We start from the raw sequence: 13,550 nt of genomic DNA, 5'->3' as shown, positions 1-13,550 counted from the left end.
ATTTTCTTTATCCGAAAATACTTTTCGCCTTTTCTATTGCTTTCTTTAAATCAATACCTTTACCCAAAACACCTTTAAATAAATCTCCTTGTACTTTTAAACGCTCCATTGTGTTAAATATATTAAAGTCCTTCATTTTTAATCCAGCTTTAACTTCATCCCAATGCAATGGCATAGATACAGTTGCTCCTATTTTCGGCCGCAAAGAGTAAGGACCAGCAATTGTTGCTCCAGGCCTGTTTTGCAAAAAATCTAAATACATTTTACCTTTCCTGGCAGATACCATTCGCTCTAAGGATGTAAATGAAGGAATCTGTTTATTAACTAAACTCACAATTATTTTAGCAAACATTTGACTTTGGTCATAGCTGTATTTCGCATTTAAGGGAATGTAGATATGCATTCCCGTTGATCCCGATGTTTTAGGATAACAAGGTACATTAATAGCATCTAAAACTTTTTTAACTTCTATCGCCGCTTCAACAACCATGTCGAAAGGATGTTTATTGGGGTCTAAATCAATTACACAATAATCCGGATTATCAGGATTTTGAATTCTGCTAAACCAGGGATTGATTTCTATACAACCTAAAGAAGCCATCCATAATAAACTATCAACATCGGCACCAACCAGATATTCTTTTTTCTCACCTTCACCATTCTCATAAGGAAAAGTTTTTACCCAGTCGGGTGCCTTACCTTTTACATCTTTTTGATAAAAACTTGGCCCATAAATACCGCCTGGAAAACGATTGAGTGATTGAGGTCTATCTTTAAGGTACGGCAAAATATAATCTGCAACCTGATAGTAATAATTAAACATATCACGCTTAGTAACCTTATTTTCAGGCCAGTATATCTTATTCAGATTGGTAAACTTTAACTCATGACCTTTAAGTTTTCTCACTTGAGTTTCATCGGTAGGATTAAGCAAGGTTTTAGGCTCTTTAACTTTTGGAGGTTTTATTGCAGCAGAATGCTTATCAACTTTTTTAGATTTTACCGCTTTAGTTTCAATAATTTCACCTGTAGCTTCTTCTTTCTCCCGAATAACTTCTTCAGCTTTTTTATCCTCACGGATACCCATAAAAGAAGGATGTCGAAAAACTCCATCATCAGTTATTTCTGTAAATGCTACCTCGCAAACCACCTCAGGTTTTAACCAGGTTACTTTTGTTTTTGGAGAGTTTGTTCTAAATCTCGATGGTTTGTTAACGTCTGGAATAATATCAAATGGGCTACTTTCAATAACCAGATTTACAAATTGCTCCATAATTTTTTTCTGAAACTTATCAGAAAAACCTGTTCCTACTTTACCCACATACTCAAGATTCCCACTTTCGTAAACACCTAACAGTAGCGAACTAAATAATTTAGAAGTATCTTCATTCTTGGTAAAACCTGCAATAACAACTTCCTGTCGCTTATGAACTTTTATTTTAAGCCATTCTTTTGAACGCCGATCAGGACTATATAAACCATCTGATTTCTTAGCAATAATTCCCTCAAGACCCATTCTATCCGCGGCCTCAAAAAAATCGATTCCACTCGCTTTGAAAACCTTACTTAGCCTAACCCTATCATCACTTATTGGCAAAATATCTGCAAGTATTGCCTGACGTTGGAATAATGGCAAATCCATTAAATTTTTACCATCATACCAAAGCAAATCGAAAACGTAAAATACAAGCTCACCATCAGCCTCGCTACGCCAATTTTGCAGCGACCCAAAATTTGAGATACCTTTATCATTAAGCACTAAAATTTCACCATCTAAAACTGCATTAATTTTCCAACTGTTTAATAAATCATAAATTGGATAAAACTTTTGATTAAATGATTTATTATTTCTGGAAAGTAGCTCAACTTCGCCCTTGTTAACTTTTGCTATCGCTCTGTAACCATCCCATTTAACTTCGTAATGCCAATCAGGATCATCAAAAGGCTCATCAACCAATGTAGCAAGCATAGGTTTAATGCCGTTAGGAATGGCTGTTTTATTTGCTTTTTTTAGTATTGCCTTAATGTTTAATTCATCAGGTTTTTGTTCTTTTATATTTTTTCCCAGCTTTTCTTCAGTAGTTTTTTTTTCAGTACTTAGTGTTTCTTCGCAGCCTTCTTTCAAAACTTTGTCAGAAGTTTTTTCCATTTTTTCTATCGTTTTTCCTGATAGAACTGACTCATCTTGCTTGGTAATATCTTTTACTGAAGCAAACTCATCCTTATGTTTAATTAAAAGCCAGCCATTTTCGCCCATTCCATTGGTTTTAACCAATGCAAATTCTCCTTTCAGTTTTTCTCCCTGAAGTTTTATTTTTAGAGAACCTTCTTTTAATTGATGAATTAAATATTTTTCCTGCGCCTTCTTCCCATTAATTTCTTCTATAGGCTCATAAGTTCCTTTATCCCAAACAATTACAGTTCCTCCGCCATATTCTCCTTTCGGAATAACACCTTCAAAATCTTTATAATCATAAGGATGATCTTCAACCATCATTGCAAGGCGCTTCGTTTTAGGATCAGTTGATGGACCTTTTGGAACTGCCCAACTTTTTAAAACCCCCATCATTTCCAATCTGAAATCATAATGTAAACGAGAAGCATTATGCTTTTGAATAACAAAATTCAGTTTATCTTTATCATTACTTTTTCCCGATTTAGGTTCCTTTGTTTTGGAGAAATCCCTTTTGGAAACGTATTTTTCCACGCTCATTATCGCTGATTTTTATCTCTAAAACAGTTCGTTATTGTAAAAAGTTTTATAAAGATTACCCAATAACAAGTGTTTCGACGAATACAGCAAAGTTTAAAATCATCGTGATAAATGATTTATAATACAGTCAATTTTAGATTAACAGTCATCGCAACATACATCTGCAACTGGCACCAAAGCAGAGGTTCGGTAAATACGATAAGATCCCAATCCTGTTGTTAATGGATTTGGTGGTTCAACAATAGCACGTTCGGCTAATGCCCTATTTTTTTCGTCATCAGTTCGCCACATGTTTTCCAAAGGGAACATTTCTACACAGAGTACACTTAAGCTACTTTCTGCGGGAAGGCCTAATTCGAGTAACCTTTTTTGAACATCTTCTACCTTTAAAATAGCGGTTCCCAATTTAGTTCCTTCTTCCTTTAAACCAAGTTCATTTTTACCTAATACTCTGCGCTTTGGCGGTGCATAAGGCATATAACCTGAGTTTAATAAAAGGTTTCTGTAAGATAACCCATCTGCCTGACGTACTTGAGTATAAAGCATATACCATAAACTTGTTTGAGGTGGATTGGCTGTAATATTTTCACCATTTAAAACGGCTGTTGCAAATGGTGCTGTAATTATAATTTCATTTAGAAAAGTTATTTTAACAGGAATAGTCTTAGTTAATTCTCCCTTTACTTTTCCTAATTTTTGAGTCCTGCTGGCTAGCATCTCAACTTTTGAAAACTGTGAAATTATAGGAATTTTCCTTCTAAAAACATTGCAACTTAAATTAGGAGCAGGATGCTGTACACCATTTACTTTTAGCGGCCGTCCATACCTTGCCTGTGCAGTGCTCCAAAGTTCTTTTTTATGTCCTATCCTTATTTCATAGCTAAAAAAACCAAATAACTCATCACTATCTGCATGTAATCCGGGTGGCAATGGAAGCATATAAAAATTAGATTTACCTGAAGCATCATCACCTTTAAGCATTTCTTGCATAGCACCCATACCTGCAAAATCATTATCCATTCCTGGTATTATAGTTCTTATTTTTTCTTCATTGATATTTAAAGGCGGATCGACAGGATCGTAAGTTTTTAGTTTACGGGTAATTAGGCTGAGTAATGGATCTGGCGCATTAGATAAAACCCTTGCAAAGTAAGTATCATTTGGATCTTTAGGTTCTGAATCCATTTCAAACCATAAAAATCTTTGTCTTAGCTCGGTTGAGGCATATTTATCTTCATCAGCTACATAAGGCGATAGTGCAATACCGGCAGAAACCAATTTCGGAACCTGAGCAGGAATTATTGTTACCGGTAAATGAATTTCCTTATCTGCTATCGGCCTATCAGAAATTGCAGGAATACCATCTTTTTTGAAATGCGTTTCAATACGATAACTCAAAATAATTTCTGAAGGAAAAACCGAAGCTGCCTCTTTGGGGTCAAAGGCATCTAAAAATAATAATCTGGAATAACCTCTTTCGGGTTCATTTAAAGCATTTATGGCTACCGTGTTTGAAACATTTAAAGTACCTGCGAGAATTTCATCACCAAAATCTGTGTCACCTTCTCGTTTCCATTTTCTGTAAATAGAAAAACTTTCCTTTTCTAATCCATCCCAGGCCCAATCTCTGGCCAATGTATAATTTACACCAATTATCCAATGGTTAAATAATTCTGCCATCGAAGAAAGTGAAACCGAAGAAGAATCAGGTGCTAAAGAATGTCGCATCATTTTCGAACAAGCAAACTGTAGCCGTTTACCTTTTTCGCCTTCTAATGTGAGGTTATGCGAAGTAACATTAAAAGCATCTGCAAGTCTGCTCAGTTCTACTGGTGTACTACTTTTTATCAAGTTTAAGGTGACTAAATTTTTATATGTTTTTACGGTATTTTGATCTACAGCATGTTCGGGTTGAAGGTATATTGCTTTAAAACCGCCATCTATTGGAGATAATAAACCGGCTTCATTGCTTGATGCCTGGTAAGCTGTTAAAGTAAGTTTTTTACCTTCCAAAATACTCAAATCGGCATAATCATTATTTGCTTCTTTAATTATCGGGACAAAAGTTAAACGAATATGTCTTGATGTTGGCAAAACTAATTCATTTTCAGTACCAGTATCGTCAAAACCGTTAATAAAATCCAGTTGATTTATATCCGAATAAACAATTCTTAATGGAAATTCCTGGTCGTAATTGTTATCGGCAGCTTCAAAAGCATATTCTTTTTCATATAAAACAATAAAAGATTCTTTGCCGTTTTCTGATCTACCGTTATCCATTTCCAAACTTTTAATTTCGACACGAACTTTAAAGAAATCTACATTTGGATCTGAAAGACCGATATCAACAGCTGTTCTATCGCCATCAGGCAAATCATTTAAAATAGATTTAAGTCTGTCTATAACATTAGAATATTTTCCTGTAAAAACCACCGCTGGATAACCTAAAAGTGGTCTTCTGATTTTAAGGACTGGATTATCAATAGTTATTAGATTTTGAAGTAGACTTGTGTCCTTAATATCCGCAACTTCCTTTGCAGGAAGGTTATCATAAACATCATTTATATTAATAATTTTTAATGCACCAGCGGCTACATGCCTTTTAAAATGCAACTCTGCCACAGGCTTTTCTCCACCATTTAAGGCTTTTGAATTTACAGTTGGTCCGCCGCCAGAAATGTCCATTAGCCTTACACGAAACTGGTAATCATTGCCGTAAACTAAAGGAAGAGTATTTGCAGGATCTGCAACATAAGGATGAAATGTTTGCTTAGGAATAGAGTTAATTGTATTTTCTATATCCGGGCGAGGTTTAATCATTTTATCAGGACGAAGCATATTAATATCTTCTGCGTCTTTATCAGCTATGGAAACTGGTTTTCCCATCCAGCTGCTAAAATACATGGGCAACCAAAATCCTTCACCTTTAGAATCTCCATGTGCAGCCGGATGAATTTCAATACCTGGTTCAATAGTTTCTCCTGCACGTGAAATTAATATTTCACCATTTTTTAATGCTGTGTTTTGTTGAAGAACCAAACTATTTTGTGATAGCCATTGCTCCTCTCCTTTTTTTCTAACATCAACTTTGTAACCAAAAACGCCAAGTGGTGTATCTACTGGCAAATCGCTTTGTTCTTCTTTTTTTAGCATCTGGCGATTACACCAAATGGAAATTTGTTCGTCATCCCAACCCAATCGAATCCCAATATCTTTTAGCGGTGGATTTGATTTATCTTTTTCCTGTAGCAAGTCTTGATTTATTGGCTGATTGGCATGAACAATTTTAGCAAAGCCATCATCATAAACAATCGCATCCCTTAAAACTTCATCGTAGCCTGCATTATTGTTAGCAACACTTGTAACAGGAAATTGAACAGCAGAAAACAGAACACGTTCATTTAATCCTTTCAAAGCAGGAATTCGGGCGGCATATTGCATTCCATCCAAACCTGCAAAAGCGCTTCCAGCTGCAAAACCTGTGTAAAGCCAACCTCCCTTTTCAAAAAGATTTGTAGGTTCAGTAACTGCTATCGAAGCCTTATAAATTAATCCTGCTTTTTCCGCCAATGCAGGATTTCTCAAACATAAAGCAATAACCTTACCCCAGGAAAGTACATCTCTTTGAGTATTTTTATCCGTTGGTTCTGCGTTTCTATTTTTTACGGCACAACTATACTCATCACTAGTAACTGCATATTTACTTCTGGCTCTTACATAATTAAATGCCGATCGATAGCTTTCAGGCAAATATTTTTTGATAGAGACAGCTTTATATTTATCAATTGCATGTGCAGATCTTTGTTCTGGTTTACTCGATTCAGCATCGTTAATTTTCATACCATCGCTCGCTTCCATCTGAACTTTTAAAGCTTCCCAAACTTCACGACTTGAAATAATTTGATTTTCAATAATAAGTGATGAAGATTGAATTGCACTGCCTGAAAGTGGCAAACCATCCAGACTGTTGATAACCATTGCTTTAAATAAAATCCTTGCATCTGCGAAAGCCGGCAAACTGGTTTGCAATGGCAATAAAGGATTTAAATTTCTCGGAATGACTACGATATTAAAAGTAATTCTACCGTTTTGATAATACTGAGGGAATGTTAGAATACAAAGATTTGGTTCCATAACTATGTTAATTAAGGATTAAGCAATTTGACGTGTTTCTTCCCAAGTTTCGGAGAAGCTGATATCAATAACCCAGAAGATACTGATATCCAATGCGAAAGTGCAGATAGCGATACAACTTGTTGGCCCGCCATTTAATTGTTTTTGAATTTTACCTGCAGCTTCAATTTGGATGGTTATCGTTACAATGCCACCAAAAATTTCTGCCCTGCCCCTGAAATAAATAAAGGCACCAACTATTAGTTCTTCAGTATTGAGCGACATATCTACGCCAACCATATACATTACGGCAACACTGCCTATAACCGGTAAACCGACACATAATTCTACGCCAAAACCAAATTTGAAGTATAATGTTGGCGGGTTTTTTAAATCTGCAGCTAAGCCAACTTCTGCCCTTCCAGTAGCATAAATTGTTGCCGCAGCGAGCGAAACACACATTACCCTTAAATCGGCACCCAACTCTAAAAATGCTCCTGCAGAAGGCATTACCTGATCAATTGTTTTAGGAATTTTTATAGGCTGATTAAAATAACAGCCGATTTTGAAATAAGCATCGAGCTTTAAAGGTGTTGTTGGTGAATTATAATTTATTGGGTCGAATGGAAATTTTACAAATGGAATTTCTTTTGAAGCCTTGAATTTATAATCCCAGCTATCAGCAGAATTGCTCATGGCAATTTTCAAACCTTTTTTAACCACTTCTACGGGTTGGGTTGGATCGAGATTATCCAAAAATTCTAAAATCTGATATATTTTTTCTAACGGTTCGGCAAGTTTAAGTTGTGGTGCTTTTCCTGATTCGAAACCTGGATTAACGGATACTTTGGCTTTGAAATCTCCGCTAATGGTCATCAACGATTTAAATGAAGCCAAATCTACCACAATACTCATATTGCCTAATTCATTTTTCCATTTATCAGTAGCTGCTGCCGAATCCGTAACATAATCTACTAATGTGTTTGAGCTTGGCCCTGTTTTAGGATCACTTTTGTATTTAATGTACATTCTAAATGGCGAACCTTCAGAACCTATAACATCGAAGGTAAAGTTATCAGGTACTTTAAAACCATTAATTACTTTCGATAACCCGTTGGGAAGAATTTTGGTAACAGCTGTAGTAACATCTTCAATTTTTATGGCATTACCCATATTTGGAAATGGACCTTTGCTATTTAGTAGCCTGAAACTATCTGCAAGTAAAGGTGCTTCGGTTAATAAAGAGCCGATTTTGGTGATGTCATATTTCGGATCGACCATTAAAAGTTTCTGCGTTCCTGTATTCTGAACAAAACCGTATCTTTTTGCAAAACTGGATACAGTATTCAGCAATGCATCAGGAAAAGTTATTTTAGAAATATTTAATGACGGGGCAACTTTAAACGCCATTTCATATCTATCTCGTAAACCATCTCTTATAACCGGAACACTTTCTTTATTGGCTACAGGTAACACATCGCCAGATATTTTATCTAGTTCGACTACACTCCAACTTCCATCAGCAGGTAATTGTACAGAGCCTTTTGCAGCAGCCACAAAAATTATCTCACTTGGATTGTTGTTTTTGTATGAAGCAGAAACATCGACACGGTTAACCTGAATAGTTTGTGTACTTGCTCCCAGATTTAAAATACAATCTACATTTCCGCCAACAGAATTCTGCGCTTTTATCATCAATTCTCTAAATACTCGCTGAGGAACCGGAACACCTTCAGGGCTTAATTGAAGATAACCTTTAAATTGCTTTCCAGTATGTTTAACATATTTAACTCCTTTGCCCTCAACATCAAGATTTGCATCCGCATCGAAAGTTACCCCTATGAACTCTGCATGAACGGGCGTTCCTGATCCTGTACGATGAACATAATCAGAAGGATTTGTTTTCCAATATTCGCCTTCTTGTGGCGTATAATCAACTTTTATAATGTCGCCGGTAACTTCTTTAATATTATGAACATTATATAAACCACCCACTAATCCGGGATAGAAATAATAAGGATTTTCAAATTTGGCGTTATTACCGGCAGGGTTTGATTTAGTTTCGAAAGAAAAATCGAAAATACCTTCGCTCTTTGCCTGCCAGCCACTATCTTCTCTATAAATAATTGCATTATTTCTTCTAAAAAAAGTAATCGTTCTAACCACACAAATTCCCCATGGATAAAGCATACTTACCGCCTGGACAATTTCATGCGATAAACGACCTCTCATTACATCAAATTTAACTTGAGAAATAGATGCAAATTTAGCAAGTGGCGCTAGCCAATTACTAAACATACTGGCACCATATCCCGAAAAATCAATGTGTGTGAGCGGAATGCCAGTAGACATACTTCCTGATTCGGCAAACCTCCCATTAAACATCTTATGAACACTCTCTCCTAAAATACTTTGCGGTAAAGGCCCGCTCCATTCATCAATCAAATTTTTCATTTGAACGGTGAGGCCTTGCAATTCAGGAGGATTTGATGATTCTAGAGGCTTATTAGCTGCTAATCGAAATTGCATACCACCTTTTAGTTTAAGTTGTTGTAATTCGAATTCGGGAATGATAAAATCTAAATGCCTGTTATTTAATGTTGCTTGCTGTGGATTAAAAGGAATAAGATTAGCGATTGAAAATTTACCATTAGGCAAACCAAATAGAATTGAACTCCTTAAATTACCATCTTTTTCTATCGGATTAACCGCGACAGGTTGAGCTCCTGCAACTACATCATCAGGTTTAAGATTTCGCCTGAAACGTTGCATGTATTTTAACGGATCGATATCAATTGCCCGGCTATCCAATTGTGTAAATACAGTTGCCGGACCCTGATCGCTAAAACCTAATATACCCATTTTTGGATACGTACTATCGTCAGGGGGTGTAAGATTAATTAAAGGCTCCCAGGTAATATGGGGTAAAGTAAAACCGTTTAACATCGCCATTGGAGAACGGAGGTTCATCTTTTCTATAGTAACAACTTGCTCGGCAGTTTGCTTTATTTTTGCATAACCATCTGTAACCATCCTTACCTGGTTAAAAGACATCGAAATTCCAAGCAAGTCGTAATTGGTACTTAAATCGAGCAGTGAAAATACATGTGGTGTTCTTAACATAGATGAATCTTTCATTCTGTCGTAAGTTCCATGCCCTGTTGCAACCATTGCTGAAAATGCCTGAACATTTGTATTTTCACTATCGTTTGAAGGCGTTTGAATCATTGCCGGTATAACCTGGTTGGTATTATAAGTTAACTTAAAATCAACTTTTACCATAGCAAGTCCTGCTTCATTTTCTTCCCAATCGCAAATAGAAGTTAATAAACCTGCCATACTTTGATTATAACTTGCTACATCACGAAAAGTAGTAGCTGCTCTGCTGGGTTTGTATAAGGCTTCTGTTGTGTAGGGATGAGGTAAAGTAGGAATCAAATCCGTTAAACCATATAAAATAGTTAGCTTACCTTTAGTTAATAAATTTTCAGAATTCCAGCTTGCTGCAAGCATAAGTGCAGCAGGTGGCGTAGAAAGTAAGTAAGCATTCTCCAATGCAAAGCGATAACGTGAATCTGTTTTTTTAATTTCTTTAAACTTTTCGGCAGATATTAGGTCCCCACTAGCTTCAACAACAATATTTTGCTCAGAAAGCATATCCTGATCAATGACTATTATCTGCGATGAAGAAGCGGATGCATATTTGAGATAAATACTATCTTTCGTTTTAGGTGCAACCGCAGTTCCATCAGCTTGTAACGGTTTATCAGCATCTATATAAGCATCTGCGGTTGCAACAATACCTTCAATACCTTCTTCCTGGCAGGTATAATCAAATTTTCTCTTCCGGTTGAAGCTTAATTTCAAACCTGCTTTTATACCTGTTTCAGCAGAGATATCCCAAAGTTTAAAGTTTTCTTCTAAAGTTTTAAAATCGGCCTTTAATTCATGAATAAGGAATAAACCTTGTTCGGCAAAGATGTATGGACTTATTAATTCAATCGGCAAACGCTTATCTAAACCCTGCCAGCTACAATTTAAACCCTGACTGCAAAATAAAGCGAGCGCACCATTGTTCCGAATGGAAAAAGGTTTGGTAACATCAAGTTCATTTAAGGAGAGCGACCAATAAGAAGTTTTAATTGCTGCTTCTCCATCAAGCTTAAAAAACGTTGACTTTACATCAACTGGTTTAAAAATAACACTGTCTGTTTGTAGCGGAATTAATATTTTATCAAATGGTGCACTAAAATTTATTGGCTTATTCGTATAATTAAAGCTTCTTCCATCACCATATAATTGCCAGCTTGCAGGTCCGATTCGTGTAATGCTTAGTTTTTTAGCGGTATAGCTCAGAGTTATTAAATCAGGAGGTTTTACATCTGCATTTCTCGAATCCAAACCGAAAGCGCCCTCATTTTTTGGAGTAAAAGAATTGTCGAGATTAAGCTCTAGGGTAAAAGTTATTTCTGGCGCAAATTTTATTGAATCTGAAACGATAGGAGTTACTTTTGAAAAAATTATTTTTCCTGATGTAATTTTAAAACCTGTATACTTTGCATTACCTGCCGCAGGCGCAAATAAATCTGCACGAATCCAAATACTTCCTTTAGTTAACGAGTATGTGCCTGTTGGTCTGCTTATTAGCGATGATTTTATAGGAATTAGCATTAGGGGTTTTGCATCTCCGTTTAGATATATGGGTATAAGTTTCTCATAATTAAAGAAATCGTACCAAACTAAACGACCATCATTTGAAGTAAAGGGACCTAATGTTTTAGATGCCGCGGCAACAGAACTTAATCCGCCAAGTGCTGTAAGCGCATTGTTTGAAGAGGCTAAACTTGCAGGAAGCGTAATATTGGTTAAAGCAGAGAACGGAGTTTCTCTCCGCACAACAAATTGGTCATTTTCTATTTTTGGTATTTTTAGCTCAGAAAACGCCGTAAGTAATTCATTATTTCGAATATTCTCTGTAACCTGAGTAATACTTTCCGTTTTTAGCGGTCGGACGCTTAAAGGAGATACATCAGATTTTTTAAGCTGATTTAGTAAAACACTTATTTTTTCAGCATTTACTTCAGGTTGAACCTTTAAATCATGAACCAGGTTTAAACGGTTCTTTAAGGAGATAGATTTAGCCATTTCAGGATTAATTATGGCATAAATGCCAATTAAAAATTAAAACGCAATGAAAAGAAACAATCGTGTAAATGCCGCCAAAAATGAATTGAGCAAAATAACAGGAAGGATTCCACCGCTGGGGCTTAGATTAGAAGAAAACCCTTTATAATCTTAATTTTAAGATCCTGTTATGTAAATATACAAATACACTATGTAAATCTGCAATAAAAATCTACTCAAAGAAATACCTGTTTTACGGTATTCTTTAAATTTATATCTACTCCTTTATAATGCAAAAAGTTAATAAGTACTTAATTGTGAAAAAACACTATAAACAACTGAAATTCATAATGGTTATACAACCAAAAGTAAATTAAAATCTGATGAAAAAGTGCATATATATTGTAGAAGATAATCCGGCTATCAGAGAGATTATCGAATATTTATTAACGGAAGAACTATATGAAGTTAAAACTTGTAGTGATACTAAAAGCTTTTGGTTACAAATGAAAAATCATAAACCAGACATGATAATTCTTGATATTATGTTGCCTGATGGAAACGGAATTGATATTTGTACAGAACTAAAACATAACGTAAATACTTATGCCATTCCTGTAATGATGATGTCTGCAAATAACCACCTTAACTATGTTAAATCTAAATGCACTGCAGAAGATTTTATTAATAAACCATTCGATTTAAATGATTTCGCAAGCCGGGTAGAAAAGTATGCTCCAAACTAAATCATAAAAATTTATTAACAATAGTGTAAAACTTTTGAATGCAAACTATTGTTCCATATTTGATTTTTGAGCAACATAAATTCTTAACAACAATATAAATTATGGAATCTATATTAACCGATACAGAATACAAACAAATTATTCGTCGCATCGCCGCCCTATCATCAATGCAAGCTTATAAAACTTCAGAGTTTGAAGAACTTAAAAATTTAAGTCGTATCGCTATGGATTATGAATACCGTAGATATGATTTTAGTTTAAGAACTAATGGTTTCCCTCAAAATCTATCTTCTCACCAATCAAATTAAATCATTTTCTATTTAATGCATTAGGCCTTTCACCAGCTGGCTTCTTTTTGATTGTTCCGAAAACTACAATGGCAAGAGATACCGTTAAAAATGCACCTTGCAAAAGTAGTGATTTGCGTTTACGCTTAATTCCTTTATATAAATTGTAAGCTGCAATGACCCCTAATCCTCCCAACTCAATATCTTTCTGTAATTTATTAGGAGAGTTTCCCTTTCTTGTAAATGCAAATTTCATTAGCTGATCTACGATACCAATATTTTTAGCCACTCTTCCGCCAATTCTGCGCTTACTTGCATGAAACCCCATAGCACCTCCTGCAGCTTGTAAACCATCAATTAATAAATCATTCAGCTCAATTTTCCTTGTATTTGTTTTCATCATAACATTCCAAATTATTCTTAAACTCAACATAGTAAAAAGACTATTGGTTTTAAAAAAGATAAATTTGCTGCTAGATTATTAACTTTTATAAAATTTGCTTAAATAACCTAAAAATGGTTCCTATGGATGTTGCTACAAGAATACTTAATGGTAATATCCAAAAA

Annotated in this window: 6 protein-coding genes; 2 read left to right on the top strand and 4 right to left on the bottom strand. The window is 35.3% G+C overall.

Annotated elements, in window-relative coordinates:
* Window positions 1-7: 7 nt before the first annotated feature.
* The 3 genes from ligD to IEV50_RS18420 all read right to left on the bottom strand — a co-directional run bounded on the left by ligD (window position 8) and on the right by IEV50_RS18420 (window position 11,971).
* Window positions 8-2,713 (bottom strand): DNA ligase D, encoded by a 2,706-nt coding sequence (gene ligD, locus IEV50_RS18430; RefSeq protein WP_188417183.1) that lies wholly within the window; start codon window positions 2,711-2,713, stop codon window positions 8-10.
* 138 nt (window positions 2,714-2,851) lie between these two features.
* Entirely contained in the window at window positions 2,852-6,847 is a 3,996-nt protein-coding gene (locus IEV50_RS18425) for a hypothetical protein (protein ID WP_188417181.1), read from the bottom strand.
* Window positions 6,848-6,865: 18 nt separating this feature from the next.
* Window positions 6,866-11,971 carry a hypothetical protein gene (locus tag IEV50_RS18420; RefSeq protein ID WP_188417179.1) on the bottom strand — a complete coding sequence of 1,702 codons (5,106 nt, stop codon included), beginning with the start codon at window positions 11,969-11,971 and terminating at the stop codon, window positions 6,866-6,868.
* A gap of 362 nt (window positions 11,972-12,333) precedes the next feature.
* On the opposite strand from IEV50_RS18420, the gene IEV50_RS18415 reads away from it, so the two are divergent.
* Complete coding sequence (locus tag IEV50_RS18415) at window positions 12,334-12,696, top strand: response regulator transcription factor (protein ID WP_188417177.1); 363 nt, start codon at window positions 12,334-12,336, stop codon at window positions 12,694-12,696.
* A 101-nt stretch (window positions 12,697-12,797) separates the two neighbouring features.
* Window positions 12,798-13,004: a hypothetical protein gene (locus tag IEV50_RS18410; RefSeq protein WP_188417175.1), complete on the top strand. Its 207-nt coding sequence runs from the start codon at window positions 12,798-12,800 to the stop codon at window positions 13,002-13,004.
* A gap of 1 nt (window position 13,005) precedes the next feature.
* On the opposite strand, the gene IEV50_RS18405 is transcribed toward IEV50_RS18410, so the two are convergent.
* Window positions 13,006-13,386 carry a hypothetical protein gene (locus IEV50_RS18405; protein ID WP_188417174.1) on the bottom strand — a complete coding sequence of 127 codons (381 nt, stop codon included), beginning with the start codon at window positions 13,384-13,386 and terminating at the stop codon, window positions 13,006-13,008.
* Between the last annotated feature and the right edge of the window lie 164 nt (window positions 13,387-13,550).

The sequence above is a fragment of the Pedobacter mendelii genome (assembly GCF_014635725.1).
Lineage (GTDB): Bacteria > Bacteroidota > Bacteroidia > Sphingobacteriales > Sphingobacteriaceae > Pedobacter > Pedobacter mendelii.
The sequence above is the reverse complement of the archived record's forward strand: the minus strand, read 5'-3'. Positions and strand labels throughout refer to the sequence as shown.

Coding starts and splice junctions, on each gene's coding strand:
- ligD (WP_188417183.1), bottom strand. CDS start 2,713: ATGAGCGTGGAAAAATACGTTTCCAAAAGGGATTTCTCCAAAACAAAG.
- IEV50_RS18425 (WP_188417181.1), bottom strand. CDS start 6,847: ATGGAACCAAATCTTTGTATTCTAACATTCCCTCAGTATTATCAAAAC.
- IEV50_RS18420 (WP_188417179.1), bottom strand. CDS start 11,971: ATGGCTAAATCTATCTCCTTAAAGAACCGTTTAAACCTGGTTCATGAT.
- IEV50_RS18415 (WP_188417177.1), top strand. CDS start 12,334: ATGAAAAAGTGCATATATATTGTAGAAGATAATCCGGCTATCAGAGAG.
- IEV50_RS18410 (WP_188417175.1), top strand. CDS start 12,798: ATGGAATCTATATTAACCGATACAGAATACAAACAAATTATTCGTCGC.
- IEV50_RS18405 (WP_188417174.1), bottom strand. CDS start 13,386: ATGATGAAAACAAATACAAGGAAAATTGAGCTGAATGATTTATTAATT.